Origin of the sequence: Peribacillus glennii (assembly GCF_003429105.1) — a bacterium.
GTDB lineage: Bacteria > Bacillota > Bacilli > Bacillales > DSM-1321 > Peribacillus > Peribacillus glennii.
This window is the reverse complement of the sequence record NZ_QVTD01000005.1, coordinates 225,240-242,670: the sequence shown is the minus strand read 5'-3', so window position 1 is coordinate 242,670 and position 17,431 is coordinate 225,240. Positions and strand designations below refer to the sequence as shown.

At 45.5% G+C, this 17,431-nt stretch carries 19 protein-coding genes; 15 read left to right on the top strand and 4 right to left on the bottom strand.

Annotation, left to right across the window (positions count from 1 at the left end; translation table 11 throughout):
* Positions 1–675 precede the first annotated feature (675 nt).
* A complete protein-coding gene (locus D0466_RS10640) occupies positions 676–1,776 on the top strand; it encodes a DUF4097 family beta strand repeat-containing protein (protein WP_117322539.1) in 1,101 nt (366 codons plus the stop codon).
* Between the two features lie 132 nt (positions 1,777–1,908).
* Here the strand turns inward: D0466_RS10640 and D0466_RS10635 are convergent, their stop codons facing one another.
* Positions 1,909–2,457 carry an N-acetylmuramoyl-L-alanine amidase gene (locus D0466_RS10635; protein ID WP_117322538.1) on the bottom strand — a complete coding sequence of 183 codons (549 nt, stop codon included), beginning with the start codon at positions 2,455–2,457 and terminating at the stop codon, positions 1,909–1,911.
* Positions 2,458–2,782: 325 nt separating this feature from the next.
* On the opposite strand from D0466_RS10635, the gene hprK reads away from it, so the two are divergent.
* Genes hprK through D0466_RS10610 form a run of 5 tightly spaced genes read left to right on the top strand, consistent with a single transcriptional unit; the run spans position 2,783 to position 6,735 of the window.
* A complete protein-coding gene (hprK, locus tag D0466_RS10630) occupies positions 2,783–3,718 on the top strand; it encodes an HPr(Ser) kinase/phosphatase (RefSeq protein ID WP_117322537.1) in 936 nt (311 codons plus the stop codon).
* Between the two features lie 45 nt (positions 3,719–3,763).
* Entirely contained in the window at positions 3,764–4,576 is an 813-nt protein-coding gene (gene lgt, locus D0466_RS10625) for a prolipoprotein diacylglyceryl transferase (protein WP_117322536.1), read from the top strand.
* Between the two features lie 32 nt (positions 4,577–4,608).
* Positions 4,609–5,553, top strand: a complete 945-nt coding sequence (locus D0466_RS10620; RefSeq protein WP_199484540.1) for a nucleoside recognition domain-containing protein — start codon at positions 4,609–4,611, stop codon at positions 5,551–5,553.
* Positions 5,543–6,196, top strand: coding sequence for a pyrophosphatase PpaX (gene ppaX / locus D0466_RS10615; RefSeq protein ID WP_117322534.1), 654 nt, complete (start codon positions 5,543–5,545; stop codon positions 6,194–6,196). The genes D0466_RS10620 and ppaX overlap by 11 nt, the downstream gene beginning before the upstream one ends.
* Positions 6,193–6,735, top strand: a complete 543-nt coding sequence (locus tag D0466_RS10610) for an acyltransferase (RefSeq protein WP_117322533.1) — start codon at positions 6,193–6,195, stop codon at positions 6,733–6,735. The genes ppaX and D0466_RS10610 overlap by 4 nt, the downstream gene beginning before the upstream one ends.
* Positions 6,736–6,791: 56 nt before the next feature.
* On the opposite strand, the gene D0466_RS22200 is transcribed toward D0466_RS10610, so the two are convergent.
* Both D0466_RS22200 and D0466_RS10605 read right to left on the bottom strand, forming a co-directional pair.
* Positions 6,792–6,932, bottom strand: a complete 141-nt coding sequence (locus D0466_RS22200) for a hypothetical protein (protein ID WP_158555887.1) — start codon at positions 6,930–6,932, stop codon at positions 6,792–6,794.
* A gap of 162 nt (positions 6,933–7,094) precedes the next feature.
* Positions 7,095–7,727, bottom strand: coding sequence for a class D sortase (locus tag D0466_RS10605; protein WP_199484539.1), 633 nt, complete (start codon positions 7,725–7,727; stop codon positions 7,095–7,097).
* Between the two features lie 315 nt (positions 7,728–8,042).
* Between D0466_RS10605 and D0466_RS10600 the strand changes: the two genes are divergently transcribed.
* The 8 genes from D0466_RS10600 to hisIE all read left to right on the top strand — a co-directional run bounded on the left by D0466_RS10600 (position 8,043) and on the right by hisIE (position 14,768).
* Entirely contained in the window at positions 8,043–9,227 is a 1,185-nt protein-coding gene (locus tag D0466_RS10600) for an ATP phosphoribosyltransferase regulatory subunit (RefSeq protein ID WP_117322532.1), read from the top strand.
* Entirely contained in the window at positions 9,220–9,864 is a 645-nt protein-coding gene (gene hisG / locus D0466_RS10595; protein ID WP_117322531.1) for an ATP phosphoribosyltransferase, read from the top strand. The genes D0466_RS10600 and hisG overlap by 8 nt, the downstream gene beginning before the upstream one ends.
* Before the next feature lie 24 nt (positions 9,865–9,888).
* A complete protein-coding gene (gene hisD, locus D0466_RS10590) occupies positions 9,889–11,151 on the top strand; it encodes a histidinol dehydrogenase (RefSeq protein ID WP_117322530.1) in 1,263 nt (420 codons plus the stop codon).
* A gap of 270 nt (positions 11,152–11,421) precedes the next feature.
* Positions 11,422–12,009 (top strand): imidazoleglycerol-phosphate dehydratase HisB, encoded by a 588-nt coding sequence (gene hisB, locus D0466_RS10585; protein WP_117322529.1) that lies wholly within the window; start codon positions 11,422–11,424, stop codon positions 12,007–12,009.
* On the top strand, positions 12,010–12,639 hold the full coding sequence (gene hisH, locus D0466_RS10580; RefSeq protein ID WP_117322528.1) for an imidazole glycerol phosphate synthase subunit HisH: 630 nt from the start codon (positions 12,010–12,012) through the stop codon (positions 12,637–12,639). It abuts the gene before it with no gap.
* Positions 12,640–12,641: 2 nt separating this feature from the next.
* Positions 12,642–13,376 carry a 1-(5-phosphoribosyl)-5-[(5-phosphoribosylamino)methylideneamino]imidazole-4-carboxamide isomerase gene (hisA, locus tag D0466_RS10575; RefSeq protein WP_117322527.1) on the top strand — a complete coding sequence of 245 codons (735 nt, stop codon included), beginning with the start codon at positions 12,642–12,644 and terminating at the stop codon, positions 13,374–13,376.
* A 1-nt stretch (position 13,377) separates the two neighbouring features.
* Positions 13,378–14,136: an imidazole glycerol phosphate synthase subunit HisF gene (hisF, locus tag D0466_RS10570; protein ID WP_117322526.1), complete on the top strand. Its 759-nt coding sequence runs from the start codon at positions 13,378–13,380 to the stop codon at positions 14,134–14,136.
* Positions 14,133–14,768 (top strand): bifunctional phosphoribosyl-AMP cyclohydrolase/phosphoribosyl-ATP diphosphatase HisIE, encoded by a 636-nt coding sequence (gene hisIE, locus D0466_RS10565; protein ID WP_117322525.1) that lies wholly within the window; start codon positions 14,133–14,135, stop codon positions 14,766–14,768. Before hisF ends, hisIE begins: the two co-directional genes overlap by 4 nt.
* Before the next feature lie 175 nt (positions 14,769–14,943).
* On the opposite strand, the gene D0466_RS10560 is transcribed toward hisIE, so the two are convergent.
* On the bottom strand, positions 14,944–15,663 hold the full coding sequence (locus D0466_RS10560) for a phosphatase PAP2 family protein (RefSeq protein ID WP_117322524.1): 720 nt from the start codon (positions 15,661–15,663) through the stop codon (positions 14,944–14,946).
* Positions 15,664–15,892: 229 nt separating this feature from the next.
* Between D0466_RS10560 and D0466_RS10555 the strand changes: the two genes are divergently transcribed.
* Complete coding sequence (locus D0466_RS10555; RefSeq protein ID WP_117322523.1) at positions 15,893–17,395, top strand: tetratricopeptide repeat protein; 1,503 nt, start codon at positions 15,893–15,895, stop codon at positions 17,393–17,395.
* Positions 17,396–17,431 lie beyond the last annotated feature (36 nt).

The following is a 17,431-nucleotide window of genomic DNA, read 5'->3' as shown; positions in this document are numbered from 1 at the left end:
TAAGCGCACTTCATTTCCTTGATTTCCTTGACTTGTTTATACGTCTTTAAAAACAGTCACCATGTAAGCCTGCTTAACACATGCAATTTTAATTAATAAAAATGTGTATGAGCACATCCCCGCTATCATTTTTATAAACAGCTCCCTTTCTACTTTCTCTGGAACACGGTTCCGTTCCCAAGCCTACGCCATGACTGATCACTTTATGTAAAGCGAGATTTGTGTATTTCCCGAAAGTAATGAGGAAACACAAACAAAAGGTTTAATGGAATGGACCTCTAAACTTAAAGCCTGCATCAAGGAAGGCTCAGATTCCTTTGATGCAGGCTCTTTTTTGTCATTCACTTTAATGGTGTCAATGAGTTATAAGGGACACTGTTTTCAAATGAAATTTCTTTAATTCTGCCTTTTCAGGATGTCTGGTTTAGTTGAATTTACATCGAAGTGGAGTTTGTTTTATTAATCAACGGTTCAATAGCTGCAGAAAATGTAAATTCCCGGAGAGTAAATTATCATTTCCCGGAAAATATTGTCGATTTCCTTGTCGAATCATCAGTGGAACCTGGACTCTCCCTAATAAAACAAAATCAATGAAACTTTCATGCTAATGTTGCGTACACATTATAGATAGAGATTGTAATAAAGTGGATACATAGCGAAAGGCGGGGATGAAGAATGCAGGAGGAAAAAAAACGGATTTTGCAATTGGTACAGGATGGCCAGTTATCGGCTGATGAAGCACTTGGCCTTTTGGAAGAATTGGAAAAAGCTGAACAGGCCAGTGCAAAAAAAGAAGAAACTCTGCTTAACGAGCTTGTGCCGATTAACGGGAAGGAAGAGTCCTATGAGAAATCGGATGCTTCCTTTCAGAAAAAGATTCAATCCTCAAAAGAAAAACTAATTGATTTTATCGACAGTGCCATAAAAAAAATGAAGGAAGCCGATTTGGATTTTAATTTTGGCTCGATGATAGAGATGTCCCATATTTTCCATCAAAGCGAAGTCCTTCTCAAAGAAATCAATATAGAAATAGCAAACGGGAAAGCATCATTGATTCCATGGGACCAGCACGAATTGCGTGTCGAATGCAAAGCAAAGGTATACCGGGTTAAAGATCAGGAGGAAGCGAGGAAGAACTTTTTGCGGGATGTTATGTTTCAAGTGCACGGAGAGTCATTCCGTTTTGCTTCCAGGCAAAAGACATTGAAGGTCGAAGCGGACATTTATATTCCAAAAGCGTATTATGACCGTATCACCGTAAGAATGTTCAATGGTTCCATCAACGGGACTGATCTGCAAGGAGAGAAGATAAAGGCTAAGACCGCTAATGGTCCGATAAACTTCATGCGACTTTCAGGTAAAACAGCCGAGCTTGAGACGGCCAATGGCGGAATCACCATTGAACATGCCAGCCTGGAAAAATTAGAGGCCGAAACTTTAAATGGCTCAATTGTGGCTGAGGGCATCCTAAACAAGGTGGATGCCCAATCGTTTACCGGTGATATTTTGTGCGACCTGCCAACCGGCCGGGGAGAATATATTCATGCGAGGACCGTTACCGGTAAAATCTACGTGAACCTTGAGCCGGGGACGGCAGTCAACGGGCAGCTAAAGTCCAATATAGGAAGCCTCAGCGCCAATCTCCCAGGCATTGAGGTCGTCGAAGAAAAAAATGAAGTGGTACAAAAGGTTCTTACTTTTAAAACGGGGCATTCTCCGGAATCGGTACTTCATATTTTTGCCGATACAAAAACGGGAGCAATCAGCATTAACTAATAAAAAATCTTCACTAAAAAATCCAGCAAAGAAGAAAATCCCTTTGCTGGATTTTTTAACGGAGTCATTCCCCCATTATATTAACACTTCACCGTGGCGGGGGCCTGTCCCCCTTCGCTTTAAAGCGTTCCTTCAGCGGGGGACTGACCCCGCAATGCTGATTGTAATGGCTTTGGCACAAAGTTTTCGATAGTGGTTGGATTGGAGGAGTTTTGCTTCTTGACGGTTTGTCATGAATCCGCATTCTACAAGAACGGCGGGGCATTTTGTTTCACGCAGGACCTGGAAGTTAGCCGTTTTTACGCCGCGGTCGGGAAGCCCTGTCATGGCTGTCACCGTACTTTGGATTTTTTTCGCGAGGCTTATGGCTTGCTTTGGTTTGGAAGTATGTACGAAGGTTTCAATCCCGCACGCATTGTTCCATGTGCCGTCGCCAAAAGCATTCGCATGTATGGAAATGAATATATCCACGCCGATGGAATTCGCCAGCGCGGCCCTTTTATGGAGGGGCACATCCTCCTTGTCGGAATGGGAAAAGTAAACCTCAACCCCTTTATGCTTGTCCAAAAACAGTTTGGCATAGGCTGCGACAGCGCGGTTAAAATCGTATTCTTTCATTCCATCGGGGGACCGTTTCCCAGGTGTTTGATACCCATGTCCTGCATCAAGCATTACTTTCATATCCATTTCTCCTTTCAATACCGGGAACTAACAGATTGTGCCGGCTTCATCTTTTCTTTTATGATACTAATCAAATGGAATAAAGAAGTGTCTCCGATAAAAAAAATTAAAATAAGGCCCGAAACCACTAGGAATTAACAATCAATTTTGTTTCGCTTTATTTGGTTCTTTATAAAAAAATGCTAAAATAGAGAAAGTTGTACATTTCTTGGCTGATAGGAAAGTAAGTTTCCAAGCAACATAGGGGGCGGCTGCGCCTTTGTCTTCGCCGTAGCCAATCGGCAGGTTACTAACAATAGAACTCCAAGAGGGGGATTTACATAAAATGGCAAAAGTTCGCATTAAAGATGTTATGGATACCTTTGGTTTAGAACTGATCAGCGGGGAAGAGGGAATTAGCAGGCCCATCGTCACCAGTGATCTTTCACGTCCGGGCCTGGAGATTGCCGGATTTTTCGATTATTATCCGGCGGAACGTGTCCAACTGCTTGGCATGACGGAAATGAGTTTTTTTGACAAATTGAGCGAGCCGGAGCAAAAAATCAGGATGGAAGGCTTGTGCACTGACATCACTCCAGGAATTATCCTTACCCGCGGCCAGGAAGTTCCTGCAGAACTTATTCAGGCTTCAGAACGTGAATCAGTTCCCGTTCTAAGATCAAATATGAAAACCACCCGGTTATTCAGCCACTTGACCAACTATCTTGAAAGCAAGCTTGCCCCCACTACGGCGGTACATGGTGTATTAATTGATATTTACGGAGTCGGCGTTTTAATCACAGGTAAAAGCGGCGTTGGTAAAAGTGAAACGGCCCTTGAATTGGTCAAGCGGGGGCACCGGCTTGTCGCGGATGATTGTGTGGAGATCCGCCAGGAGGACCAGGATACGCTTGTCGGCAATGCCCCGGAACTGATTGAGCATCTGCTGGAAATCCGCGGCCTTGGCATCATTAATGTAATGACCTTATTCGGTGCCGGTGCTGTCCGCAGCAATAAGAAAATTTCACTCGTGATCAACCTTGAGCTATGGGAAAAAAATAAGCAATACGACCGTGTAGGCCTGGATGAGGAAACGATGAAAATCATAGATACCGAAATCACCAAGCTGACGGTTCCTGTGCGACCGGGTCGGAACTTGGCTGTCATTATCGAGGTCGCCGCCATGAACTTCCGCTTGAAACGGATGGGGGTCAACGCTGCGGAGCAATTTTCAGAACGTTTAAATCATGCGATTTCCGAAGGGCCTGTAGAGGATATGTAACTCATGATGTTTTAAAAAGCTGAGACAGAAAGAGGGAGTCAGTAAATGGAAGAAGGAATAAAGCCGCTAAACCCGATAGCCTTTGAATTGGGGCCGCTCCAGGTGCACTGGTACGGCCTGATTATTGGGGCCGGCGTGCTGCTGGCGCTTTATCTTGCAGTAAGGGAATCTGAAAGAAGAGGGCTCAGCAAGGATACGTTCGTTGATTTGATCTTATATGCGGTCCCGATAGCCATTATTTCTGCAAGGATTTATTATGTTATATTCAACTGGGATTACTATAGCCAGCGGCCCGGGGAAATCATCGCCATTTGGCATGGCGGGATTGCGATCCATGGAGCCCTGATTGGTTCCGTTGCCACGGCCGTTGTATATGCCAGGCTTAAGAAGCTGTCGTTTTGGAAGATTGCGGATATTGCCGCGCCAAGCATCCTGCTGGGCCAGGCGATAGGCCGCTGGGGGAATTTCATGAACCAGGAAGCGCATGGCGGCGAAGTCAGCAGGTCGTTCCTGGAAAATTTGAATCTTCCAGAATTCATTATTAACCAGATGTACATAAATGGCTCCTATTATCACCCGACTTTTTTATATGAGTCCGTGTGGAACATCACAGGTGTCATCATCCTGCTGCTAGTAAGGAAAGCGAATCTGCGGCAGGGGGAGCTGTTCTTGGGGTATGTCATTTGGTATTCAATCGGACGCTTTTTTGTGGAAGGCCTTCGAACAGACAGCCTGATGCTTACAGAAACCCTTCGTATGGCCCAGGTCATTTCCGTTGCTTTGATCATCTTGGCAATTGTTTTACTAGTGATTAGAAGAGTAAGAGGGTATGCAGATAAAAGATACTTAGAGTCTTAAGCAAGATTACTGACAAGGGGAGAAGGAGATTGATGAAAGACTCTATAAAAAAGGGCTTGCTTGCCGGCTTGAACACGACTTGGACACTCGGGAAGGTTATCTTCCCGATCACGCTGATCATTTCTGTACTTCAATATACTCCGGTGCTTGATTGGGTTATTGATATGATTGCCCCGCTCATGGGGCTGTTTGGCCTTCCAGGTGATGCGGCAATCCCTCTCGTTTTGGGAAATTTTTTAAACTTATATGCGGCAATCGCAGGTATTCTTACTCTCGAGCTTTCAGTAAAAGAGGTATTTATCATTGCCACCATGCTATCATTTTCTCACAATATGCTGATTGAATCGGGTGTAGCCCTCAAAGTAGGGGTAAAATTGTGGATCATCCTTGCAGTAAGGATTGGGCTTGCGGTTATTTCTGCCGTTACCATTAACCTGGTCTGGGACGGGGGAAGTGAAACAGCCCAGTATGGATTTATCAGTTCCACTGTACCTGAGCTGGAGGGGATAGGTGCCATTCTGTTATATGGCTTGCAGAAGGCGGTGTCCGGGATTGCACAACTGGCAATCATCGTTATACCGCTTATGGCAGTAATCCAAATCATGAAAGATCTAAATTGGCTTGAGGCATTTTCCCGGCGGCTCGCTCCGTTTACCAGGTTTCTTGGCATGAAGCCGAATGCTTCCATGACGCTCGTGGCCGGGTTGACGATCGGCCTCGCGTATGGGGCGGGAGTAATGATCCAGGCTGTGAAGGAAGATAATGTAAGCAAGAGGGATATTACCCTTGCGTTCATCTTTTTGGTCGCCTGCCATGCCGTTGTGGAGGATACACTCATTTTCATACCGCTTGGGATCCCGGTCCTGCCATTGTTGTTAATAAGGATTACCGTTGCTTTGTTGTTAACCTTAATTGTAGGATTCTTATGGAATCGTGCTGATATATCCCAAAGAAAGGAAGCTACCTATGGGCAATAAGATTACCACGCTGCTATTCGACCTGGACGGAACTTTGATCAATACGAACGATTTAATCATTGCTTCGTTTACGGCTACTTTAAATCATTACTATCCCGATAAATATTCCCGGGAAGATATCCTGCCTTTCATCGGGCCTTCATTGCACGATACTTTTTATTCGATCGATCCGGAACGGGTGGATGAAATGATTGTCCGCTACCGTGAGCACAATATTCAAAACCATGATGCGATGGTGACACAGTATGAGGGTGTGTACGAAACAATCAAAACATTGCATGAGCTGGGATATAAGATTGGTATTGTTACGACCAAGAAACGCGATGTGGTGCTCAAGGGCCTTAAACTCAGCGGGCTGGATGAGTTTTTTGAAGTGATTGTATCACTCGATGATGTCGAGAGAGCCAAGCCGGATCCTGAGCCTGTTTATAAGGCACTCGATCTTTTGGGATCTTCTCCTGCGGAAGCGATCATGGTCGGCGATAACCATCATGATATCCTGGCCGGGAAAAATGCGGGAACCCTGACGGCAGGTGTTGCCTGGACAGTGAAGGGCCGTGATTACCTGGAGGAATTTGAGCCTGATTATATCCTGGATCACATGGGCGATTTAATTACGATTGTTGGAGCTGCAGTGAAATGAGGCGCACCGAAAGGCATTTTGTCGAAGGTGCGAATTCGTTATGGCATGTTTATAAAACCGTGCCTTTTTGGAAGGTTGTGAAAAATTTCATTGTCATCCAATTGGCAAGGTATACCCCATTTTTATCAGTAAAAAGCTGGATGTACCGGACCTTTCTGGGCATGAATGTTGGCACACAAACTTCCTTTGCGCTCATGGTCATGCTTGATGTCATGTTCCCTGAGAAAATATCAGTCGGCAAAAATACGGTGATTGGCTATAATACTACGATTCTTGCCCATGAATATTTAATCAAGGAGTATCGGCTCGGCGACGTACGCATCGGTGATGAGGTGATGATTGGCGCCAATTCAACGATTCTTCCGGGAGTCGTGATCGGTAATGGGGCTATCGTTTCAGCAGGCACCCTCGTCCACAAAGATGTGCCTGAGGGGGCGTTTGTGGGCGGGAATCCGATGCGGGTTATTTATACGAAAGAAGAAGTGGCCAATCGTGGGCTGCTGGAAAAACCTGGCCTATATGAAAAGGACTTGCGCTGATCTGTGCAAGTCCTTAGTTATTGATAGGCAGAAGGTACCGTTCCGGCAGCCACCCTCTACTGCCTTGTAATTAAAATTGAAAGCTCGCTTTTTAATGATTCCATGACTTCGTCCAAAGAAACATTCTTAGGAGATTGTGTTTTTTCATAGGTGTTCTTAAGAAGTTGAAAAAAAACTTCCTGTTTATCCTTATCCATTTTTGTCATTCCTCCAAATGTGAACTACATGTTCAGGTTATTTCCCCGATTCATTTTTTTTCAAACATCGACAAAAACCTAATCGTTTCACATTGGTTATTAGGTGCATAGCCCTTTTTTCATAAAATAAAAAAAGGCTGCCAATCGCTAGCAGCCCTTTTCCTACTTTACTTCACTTTTTAACAAATCCGCCACAAGAACATAGCGTTCCGGTGCGTCGCCAATAAAATTAAACGGATAACATGTCGTTACCGTGAGAGTCGCCTTAGGCTTTGGGACAATTACCGTCCGGTCATCTGCATCCACGATGCGCACCTTCCTCACTTTGTACGTAAACGTGCCGGCTTTTGTTTCAGCCACTAGCAAGTCACCTTTTCCGACTTCCCCAAGCTTGCGGAATACGGTATCGCGATGGCCCGATAGGATGGAATTATCTCTTTCGCCGGGAAGAACCGATTTTGCATAATGGCCAACCCCCTTTTCCAGCTCATCCTCATCGGTGCCGTGAAAAATCGGCAGGCTTTTCTCAAGCCTCGGGATGTACAGTTCCCCGATCAGTTCTCCGGTTTTTGGCCTCACGTCATAGAGTTGCGCTTCATTTCCCTTTTTTTCTTGTTTCATATCTCTCTCAGGCTTCGTAACAGCTTCCGCCTCTGTCTTATTGAATTTATATAATGCATACCCTTTTAATAGTGTAAACGCATTGGTAGACGTAAAATAGATTCCTCCGCAAAACAGCAATACCGCACACGCAAGCAGCCATGTTTTTTTCCTTGAGAGCTGTTTTTCCTCCATATTTTCCTCCTGCATTTTAAGGCTATTTGTATTAAAGTATAAGCTGATATGTGTGATAGAGATAGCTATATTTAAAGGGAATTTTAGGGAATGATAGTTGGGTTTTAATTATTCCGAAATTTAAACTGGTTACGGGTGTCGTTCCCTTGACGGATAAAGGCGTTAGCGGTAAACTGTGTTTAACTTTACTTTATTAGCACATTAGCGAACTAAAGGATTTTAGAAAAATTAATATTTTTATCGCTTGAAAAGAATTATAATAGAAGCATTGATGCAAAAAATACACCTTATTAATTTTAAAGGAAGTGTGGCCGTGTGACTAAGCCGTTTATGTTTGAAAAGCCGCTCGGAATGAGGGATACTCTTCCGCTTTTATATGAAACAAAAACAGAAATTCGAAACAAGATGAGCAACGAAATCAAGCTGTGGGGTTATCAATTCATCGAAACGCCCGCACTTGAATTTTACGATACGATCGGTGAGGCTTCCGCCATTTTGGACCGTCAGTTGTTCAAGCTCCTCGACCAGCAGGGCCATTCGCTGGTCATGCGCCCGGATATGACGGCCCCGATAGCGAGGGTGGCTGCATCCAAGCTGTTGAAACAGCAAATTCCAATCCGCTTGGCTTATTCGGAAAATGTGTACCGGGCCCAGCAGCGTGAAGGTGGAAAACCGGCTGAATTTGAGCAGATTGGAATTGAATGCATCGGCAACGATTCCATCAGTGCAGATGCGGAAATTATCGCTCTTTTAGTATCGGTGCTGCAGACAGCGGGGCTTAGGGAGTTCAAGGTTTCCATCGGGCAGGTAGGCTTTCTTCAGGAATTATTCTTGAGCATCCTCGGCAATGAGGAAAGAGCTGCAGTATTGCGGAAGTTTTTATATGAAAAAAATTATGTCGGCTACCGGGAACATGTGAAATCCCTTCCGCTTTCTTCAATTGATAAGCAGCGGTTGATCCAATTTACTACGCTTCGAGGCGGGGAAGAGGCAATTGAAAAGGCGATGGAACTGCTTGAAAACGGCAGGGGGAAAGAAAAGCTTATCGAGTTAAAAGAGCTTTATGTACAGCTAAAGGAATTTGGCGTTGAACAATATATCAGCTTCGATTTAACCCTTGTCAGCCATATGAGCTATTATACCGGTGCGTTGTTTGAAGTGTATGCAGGACAAGTAGGCTCGCCGATTGGAAATGGCGGCAGATATGACAGCCTGTACGCAAAATTTGGCTGGAACACACCGGCAACCGGTTTTGCAATCAGGATGGACGGACTGACTGAAGCGTTAGGGGAACCGGCCAAAGCAGAGCCGATTGAATGCGTCCTGTTCAGCCGGGAACAAAAAAGAGAAGCGCTTGTGTTTGCAAAGGATAAACGTGCGGATGGAAAAAGAATTGTGATTCAGGATATAAATGCAGTCCAGGATGTAGATGCGTTTACCGCTACTTTTTCCGGTGTGCACTTTTTTATAGGGAAAGGGGGAGCGTCGAGAGATGAATAGCTTTTTAACGATAGCGATGCCGAAGGGAAGGATATTCGAAGAGGCGCTTGAACTGTTAAGGAAAGCTGATTTCCGGCTTCCTCCCGAGTTTGATGATTCACGGAAATTAATGCTGGAAGTGGAACAAGAAAACCTGCGCTTCATGCTGGCAAAGCCAATGGATGTTGTGACATATGTCGAGCATGGCGTGGCGGATATCGGAATTGCAGGGAAGGATGTCATGCTTGAAGAGGACCGGGATGTATACGAACTGCTCGATTTGAAAATCAGTGCATGCTATCTGGCGGTTGCGGGACTTCCGGATACACAGCTGAGTGATGTGGCCCCGAAGGTCGCAAGCAAGTATCCGAACGTGGCCTCAAGTTATTTCCGCGAACAAGGCGAACAGGTTGAGATCATTAAATTGAACGGATCGATTGAATTGGCACCATTGATCGGCCTTGCTGAGCGGATTGTCGATATTGTGTCTACAGGACAGACACTGAAGGAAAATGGCCTGGTGGAATACGGACGGATTGCAGAAGTGACTTCGAGGCTTATTGCGAACCCAGTAAGCTACCGCCTGAAAGAAAAGCGCATCACAGAGATCGTCGAGCGGCTTACGCCGGTTATCGAATCATTGGCTGAGAATAAATAATTCGCTTTAGATAGGGATGAGAGCATGCAAATCGAAAGGTATAATGAAGGAATTTCCTTAAAACGGTCCGTTGATTCCGGTACTGACGAACAAAGAAAAACCGTTCAGGGTATCATATCGGAAGTGAGAAAAGATGGGGATGCGGCCCTGTTTTCATATACTGAGCGTTTCGATGGAGTGAAATTGACGGATTTGAGAGTAACACAGGAAGAACTTAATGCAGGCTTGGCTGCGCTGAGTGAAGAACATATCGCGGTCATTCGGGAAGCTGCGGAAAACATTCAATCCTTTCACCAGAAACAGCAGCGAAATTCCTGGATCACAACAGATGATATGGGAACGATGCTCGGGCAAAAAATTACGCCGCTCGATGCTGTGGGTGTGTATGTACCCGGTGGAACAGCAGCCTATCCTTCATCGGTGCTGATGAATGTCATGCCCGCGCTCGTAGCAGGTGTGAAGCGGATCGTAATGGTATCGCCGCCCGGAAAGGACGGCAAGCTGGCCCCTGTTGTGCTGGCCGCCGCAAAAATTGCCGGTGTGACGGAAATTTACACGGTGGGCGGTGCACAGGCAATAGCCGCACTTGCTTACGGTACGGATTCCATTGATAAAGTGGATAAAATTGTGGGTCCTGGGAATATTTATGTCGCTTTGGCGAAACGGGAGGTGTTCGGTGACGTTTCCATCGATATGATTGCGGGCCCGAGCGAAATAGCCGTCCTCGCGGATAAAACAGCCAATGCCGCAGAAGTTGCTGCAGATCTGCTTTCCCAGGCGGAGCATGACGCGTTTGCATGCAGCGTATTGGTGACAACGTCTATGGAACTGGCTGAGGGAGTTTCCCAAGAAGTGCATAAACAGTTGGAACTGCTGCCGCGAAAGGAAATAGCTGAACAGTCTATCCGGAATTTCGGCCGAATCATCGTTTGTGCAAATATGAGTGAGGCGCTTCTGGCCGTAAACGAGCTTGCACCGGAACATCTTGAAATCCTCACGGAGAATCCGATGGAGGCCATGGCCAAAATCCGGCACGCTGGCGCCATTTTTCTTGGCCGTTTCAGCCCAGAGCCTGTTGGTGATTATTTTGCAGGACCGAACCATGTGCTTCCTACAAATGGGACAGCCAGATTTGCAAGCCCGCTGAACGTTGATGATTTCCAAAAGAAATCAAGTATTATCATGTACAGTGAAAAAGCCTTCAGGGCTAATTCAGAAAAGATTGCCTCATTCGCCAGATTGGAAGGCTTAGAGGCACATGCCCGCGCCATTGAGGCGAGAAAATAACAGGAATCGGGTTAGTGTTTTCTGGGGTAGAAAAGGTGTTTCGATTTAGCAGGGGTTTGTTGTCTGCCTATGAATTGTTGATATCATCTACATAATTGTTGATATGTATGGGGATTTGTTGGAATATCCAGATATTTATTGAGATACACGGATAATATGTTATATTTCCTCGGATTTGCTGATATATCTAAACTTGTGCATTAATTGTTATGAATTATAAATGGATTTGACCTGGGGCCTGGCCCCTATCGCTAGGAGGTTTCGCGAAAAATGGAGCGCATTGCAAAGGTAGAACGGGAAACAAATGAGACAAATATTAAATTGGAATTTGCTATTGATGGGAAGGGACAGTCGTCCATTGAGACGGGTGTGCCATTCATGACTCACATGCTTGATTTGTTTACGAAGCACGGACATTTTAATATGGCTGTTGATGCAAAGGGAGATACGGATGTTGATGACCATCATACAACCGAAGATATCGGGATCTGCCTAGGCCAGGCCCTTGTAAAAGCTCTTGGCGATAAAAAGGGGATCAAACGCTATGGAAATGCTTTTGTACCGATGGATGAGGCGCTTGCCCAGGTGGTTGTCGACTTAAGCAACCGGCCGCATTTGGAATTCCGGGCTTCCTTTCCATCGCAAAAAGTAGGGACTTTCGATACGGAATTGGTGCATGAGTTTCTATGGAAGCTTGCCCTTGAAGCACGAATGAACCTTCACGTCATCGTACACTACGGACATAATACCCACCATATGATTGAAGCGGTGTTTAAGGCATTGGCCCGCGCCCTTGATGAAGCGACAACCATCGATCCAAGGGTGAAAGGAATTCCTTCGACGAAAGGGATGTTATAGATGATCGGAATCATTGATTATGGCATGGGCAATTTGTTCAGCGTAAGCTGTGCCCTTGACCGGCTTGGGGTGGAATGGTTCATTTCCGATGATCCGGAAAAGCTGCAAAATGCGAAGGGTCTCATTCTTCCGGGAGTGGGTTCTTTTAAGGATGCGATGGCGCTGCTGGATCGACAGGAGCTGACAAGATTTATTCAGGATTATGCAAAAAGCGGAAAGCCCTTGCTAGGGATTTGCCTCGGCATGCAGCTGCTTTTTGAGGAAAGTGAAGAAAATGGTCCGTCAAAAGGGTTAGCCCTGCTGCCTGGCAGAGTGGTCCGTTTTTCAGGAACGGACCGGAATGGGGAAAGTTACAAAGTCCCACATATGGGCTGGAACAGGCTTAAGTTCACCAATAGGTCGGAGCTGCAAAACGGGCTTGAGCAAGATTACGTCTATTTTGTCCACTCCTTTTATGTGGAGACAGATGATAAAACTGTGATTACAGCTTCCGCGGAATATGGCGTTGAAGTTCCTGCGGTAGTCGGGCGGGGATCGGTGTATGGCATGCAATTCCACCCGGAAAAAAGCGGCGGGATGGGCATGGCCCTGCTGGAAAATTACTTGGAGCTAGTGGAAGGGAAGGTTTGACCATGAGCAATTTTACAATCTATCCGGCAATCGATATGCGCGGAGGGAAGTGTGTGCGCCTGATCCAGGGAGATTACAGCCAGGAAACGGTTTATGGAGACTCCCCCTTCGATATGGCAAAAAGCTTCGCTGACCAGGGCGCAAATTGGATCCATATGGTCGATTTGGATGGTGCAAAAGAAGGGCAGCGCGTAAATGATACCTATGTCATCAGGGCAGCCAAGGAGCTATCGGCCAACATCCAGATTGGCGGAGGCATCCGTACGGAGCAAGATATAGCACATTACCTCGAGAATGGGGTTTCGCGTGTCATATTGGGAAGCGTTGCCGTTTCCGACCCGGACTTTACAAAGGAAATGATCAGAAAATATGGAAGCAATATCGCGATCGGAATCGATGCAAAAGATGGAAAGGCTGCGACGCATGGCTGGCTAAAAACATCCCAAACCGATGCTTACGAACTCGGTAAAGCGGTCGCCGATGCTGGTGCCCAAACTTTTATCGTTACCGATATCGCAACGGATGGCATGCTGTCCGGCCCGAATATTGAAGGAGTAGTCAGGATGGCGGAAGAGACCGGACGGGATGTCATTGCGTCCGGAGGTATCAGCGGCCTGGAAGATTTGACTGCGCTAAAGGCTGTGCACCTGCATGGCATTATCGGGGCGATCATTGGTAAAGCTCTATATACAAACCGTTTTACCGTAAAGGATGCGTTAGAGAGGGTGAATGGATAGCATGCTGACAAAACGTATCATTCCTTGCCTGGATGTAAAAGAAGGACGAGTCGTGAAAGGTGTACAGTTTGTTTCGCTGAGGGATGCCGGAGATCCGGTGGAACTCGCTGCCTTTTATGATAAAGAAGGTGCGGACGAGCTGGTTTTCCTGGATATTTCAGCATCTCACGAAGGCAGGCAGACGATGGTTGATGTAGTAATGGCCGTAGCTGCAAGCCTTGCGATTCCTTTTACGGTAGGCGGAGGCATACATTCGCTGGAAGATATGAAACGGATTTTGCGCGCCGGCGCTGATAAGGTTTCTTTAAATACAGCTGCTGTGCTTCGTCCTGAACTAATCAATGAAGGAGCCGGTTATTTTGGCTCACAGTGTATCGTTATTGCCATCGATGCGAAATATGATGAAACGATTGGAACATGGAGAGTGTATACGCATGGAGGCAGAAAGCCGACAGAGCGGGATGTTATTACCTGGGCCAAAGAGGCGGTAGAACGGGGAGCCGGTGAAATCTTGCTGACGAGCATGGATTGTGACGGTGAAAAAAGCGGCTTCAACGTCGACTTGACGAAAGCTGTCAGTGAAGCAGTAACCGTGCCGGTCATCGCATCAGGGGGAGCCGGAAACGCGATGCATTTCGAGGATGCCTTTAAAGAGGGGAAGGCAGATGCAGCATTGGCAGCTTCTATTTTCCATTACAAAGAAACCTCGGTAAAGGAAGTAAAATCGTTTCTTAAACAACAGGGAGTGGTCGTAAGATGAATGTAAAAGACGCTAAATTTGATGAGAAGGGCCTGATTCCTGCGATTGTCCAGGATGCAGACACGAAAGAAGTCCTGACTCTGGCTTATATGAACAAAGAATCGCTTGAGCTTTCAATTGAAAAAGGGGAAACTTGGTTCTTTAGCCGGTCGAGGAATGAACTCTGGCATAAAGGGGCCACAAGCGGGAATACCCAGAAAATCGTCGAAATGAAACTCGATTGTGACAGCGATTCCTTGGTTGTCCTGGTAAAACCAAATGGGCCCGCATGCCATACGGGAACAACCAGCTGCTTTACAGAGTCTGTTTATCAAACGGATGATGCGGATCTGGAGAAGGCCGATGTTTTCTTTTTAACAGAGCTTGAAGCGCTTATCGCTGAACGGAAAAAGTCAATGCCTGAAGGATCATATACTACCTATCTCTTTGATAAAGGGGTCGACAAAATCCTGAAAAAAGTCGGCGAGGAAGCAGCCGAAGTGATTATTGCCGCCAAGAACAGGGACCATGAGGAACTATCGTGGGAAACGGCTGATTTAATGTACCATCTGTTTGTATTGCTCCAAGAACAGGAGCTGCCTTTTGAGACAGTTCTTTCCGTTCTTAAGGAAAGACATGCGTCTAAGGGGTGAGTGGGAAGGGGTTTTTTGCCCCCTCCTATTTTTTTTGCAAATAAACTAACAAGCAAAAAGAGTGTAATAGCAGCCACCAAAACACAAATGGCCAAAATGGACAGATAAATCGCAAAGCGGGCCAATTCACTATTGAATCAGACAAATTACCGGACACCTATAGCCATCGTTCTGTCTAGTTAGTCTGGTATTCTTCCTGTTTCTTTCGTCCCACTTTCGGCATTCTCTGTTTTGAGCCATATAAAAGGGTGTTTAAGCTTATTGAAAGAGCAATTGAACCGAGTACATCATACACTATATGCTGCTTTACAAAAATGGTGGACAGGATGATCAGCGAACCTATAAACAAGCAAATATACTGCTGCACAGTACTTTCGCCTTTCAATTTAAGGAAGGACAGCATAACAGCACTCGTGGTAAGGACATGAATGCTCGGAAAGCAATTGTATGGTTCATCGTTGCTGTAGATTAGCGAAACTAGCTGGATAAGCAGGCCATCACCTGAAAGCCGGGGCCGCGGAACCGTGGTTTGAAAGAAATAGTAAATGAAGAAGCAGATAACTTCACCAAGAGTGATCGCAATAATGGTCTTCCAGTAGACAGAAACACTCTTCCGCCAAAAATAAATTAGATAGCAAACGATATAGGCATACCAGGTGATATACGGAATGATGAAAATGGAAAGGAACGGGATAGAGTTATCAAACTCTGTAGATAAAGCCACCGCGCCTTGATGATTGTTGTTTAACCAGCCATAGATCAACCCCAGCACGGGGAAGGCGAGCAAACCTAATAAATCTCTTTTTCTACTCAACTTGTTCTCTGACATGGCAAATCCTTCTTTATATATAAGATTTGGAGCCTGTTCCGTTCTTGTCGGTGTACCAACAGGCATTTCTTAATTAAATAACCTGATTTCCGTTGCTTTAATCATAGCGGGTGAGGATATAGATAAATAGTCCCGTTCTAAAAAAAGGCCTGAGATAAGCTTAATTGTTTCTTGCTGTTTATGCTGTAAGAAAATCCTTTGGTACACGCAATCTTCCGGTCAGGGAAAAGTTACTCAAAACCCATGTTGCTATGGTATACTACTATAGTTAAACAACTTGAAGATGGAGGATTTCATGGGAAAAGACTCTCAAGCAGGCCAGCAGGCCAAAATTCTGACCTTTCACCCGACAGGAGAATACTATTTCACCAAGGGTCTAAAAGCATATCACAGACGTGATTTATATAAAGCTAAAAAATTTTTTGAACGGGCGCTTGAGCTCGAACCTGCAGAGCCGATGATCGCGTGCCAACTGGCTATCACCTGCACGGAAATCGGGGAATACAACTATTCCAACCTTTTGCTTGAAAACATATTGAATGTATTGGATCCCTATATGACGGAGTGCCATTATTTCCTGGCTAACAATTATGCTCATTTAGGTATGTTTAAGGAAGCCTATCGCCATGCGAATGCGTACCTTGATAAAGAAGAAGACGGGGAGTTCCACGATGATGCGGAAGACTTGCTTGATTTGATCACTTTTGAGGCGGAGGAAACGGAAGAAAGCCTTGAGCAGCAGGATGGATTGATTCACAAGCAGGAAATAGCACGTGAATACCTCGAAGAAGGAAGTTTTCAAAAAGCAATTGATGTGCTACAGGAAACAATTGGGCAGCACCCGGAGTTCTGGTCCGCTTACAACAACCTGGCACTTGCTTACTTTTACTTGGGCGAGACGGAAAATGCTTTCAGCACACTGGATGATGTCCTGGCAAAGAGCCCTGGCAACCTCCATGCCCTTTGCAATCTTGTCGTATTCCATCATTATCAGCAAAACAGAGATAAGGTGCAAGAATTAGTAAATGCGCTTGATAAGGTCAGGCCGATTTTGATGGAGCACCGCTTTAAGCTGGGAGCAACCTTTGCATTAACCGGAAAGTACGCCCTCGCATACAAATGGTTGAAGCAGCTTCAAAAAAACGGCTATGAAGGAGACGGTACCTTCTATTATTGGCTCGCTCTTTCAGCTTTTCATCTGGGGCACGAAGCAACGGCGCAAAAGGCATGGAAAAAAATGCTGCAGCTGAACCCTGACAAAAAAGGTTTGGAGCCATGGAGAGAAATAAATCCTGCGGAAAACGACTTTGAACAGGATCTGCCATCGATTTTAAAAAGGCTGGACAGCGAATTTATCGAAGAAAGGATGTTTGCGATATTTTTGACCAAACATTCCAGTCAAAAGGATAGTGTAATTAACCATCCTTCATTTCAAAAGAATTCGCTGTTTACGCCTCTTGAAGAGAACTATGCACAAGCCGTTCTGGATGTTTCCAACGAGGAAATACTGCCTGCCATCGATTTTGCCGACCGGGTTGCAGAACTGCTGTATCATCATTATCGCCCAATCCAGCTAACTGAGGCGGGTTTATATTTAACATGGTTTTCTATATTTATCGAGGCGGAAAGAACGTACGAGAAACTGAATAACCCGACTGCATGGGCAGCAGCGCTCGAATATGTATGGCATCGTCTCCGCAACGAAAAAAAGAGCCAGCAGGAAATCGCCAAAAAGCATATCATTTCAGTCTCTTCCCTGTCTAAATATGTAAAAATGGTGAATGCCCTTTTACAGTGAGCAAATGTTTGGACTGATATATATTTGTTATATAGG

Bases quoted from the DNA above. Each gene is read 5' to 3' on its own strand.
- D0466_RS10640 (WP_117322539.1), top strand. From the start codon at position 676: ATGCAGGAGGAAAAAAAACGGATTTTGCAATTGGTACAGGATGGCCAG.
- D0466_RS10635 (WP_117322538.1), bottom strand. From the start codon at position 2,457: ATGAAAGTAATGCTTGATGCAGGACATGGGTATCAAACACCTGGGAAA.
- hprK (WP_117322537.1), top strand. From the start codon at position 2,783: ATGGCAAAAGTTCGCATTAAAGATGTTATGGATACCTTTGGTTTAGAA.
- lgt (WP_117322536.1), top strand. From the start codon at position 3,764: ATGGAAGAAGGAATAAAGCCGCTAAACCCGATAGCCTTTGAATTGGGG.
- D0466_RS10620 (WP_199484540.1), top strand. From the start codon at position 4,609: ATGAAAGACTCTATAAAAAAGGGCTTGCTTGCCGGCTTGAACACGACT.
- ppaX (WP_117322534.1), top strand. From the start codon at position 5,543: ATGGGCAATAAGATTACCACGCTGCTATTCGACCTGGACGGAACTTTG.
- D0466_RS10610 (WP_117322533.1), top strand. From the start codon at position 6,193: ATGAGGCGCACCGAAAGGCATTTTGTCGAAGGTGCGAATTCGTTATGG.
- D0466_RS22200 (WP_158555887.1), bottom strand. From the start codon at position 6,932: ATGGATAAGGATAAACAGGAAGTTTTTTTTCAACTTCTTAAGAACACC.
- D0466_RS10605 (WP_199484539.1), bottom strand. From the start codon at position 7,727: ATGGAGGAAAAACAGCTCTCAAGGAAAAAAACATGGCTGCTTGCGTGT.
- hisG (WP_117322531.1), top strand. From the start codon at position 9,220: ATGAATAGCTTTTTAACGATAGCGATGCCGAAGGGAAGGATATTCGAA.
- hisD (WP_117322530.1), top strand. From the start codon at position 9,889: ATGCAAATCGAAAGGTATAATGAAGGAATTTCCTTAAAACGGTCCGTT.
- hisB (WP_117322529.1), top strand. From the start codon at position 11,422: ATGGAGCGCATTGCAAAGGTAGAACGGGAAACAAATGAGACAAATATT.
- hisH (WP_117322528.1), top strand. From the start codon at position 12,010: ATGATCGGAATCATTGATTATGGCATGGGCAATTTGTTCAGCGTAAGC.
- hisA (WP_117322527.1), top strand. From the start codon at position 12,642: ATGAGCAATTTTACAATCTATCCGGCAATCGATATGCGCGGAGGGAAG.
- hisF (WP_117322526.1), top strand. From the start codon at position 13,378: ATGCTGACAAAACGTATCATTCCTTGCCTGGATGTAAAAGAAGGACGA.
- hisIE (WP_117322525.1), top strand. From the start codon at position 14,133: ATGAATGTAAAAGACGCTAAATTTGATGAGAAGGGCCTGATTCCTGCG.
- D0466_RS10560 (WP_117322524.1), bottom strand. From the start codon at position 15,663: ATGCCTGTTGGTACACCGACAAGAACGGAACAGGCTCCAAATCTTATA.
- D0466_RS10555 (WP_117322523.1), top strand. From the start codon at position 15,893: ATGGGAAAAGACTCTCAAGCAGGCCAGCAGGCCAAAATTCTGACCTTT.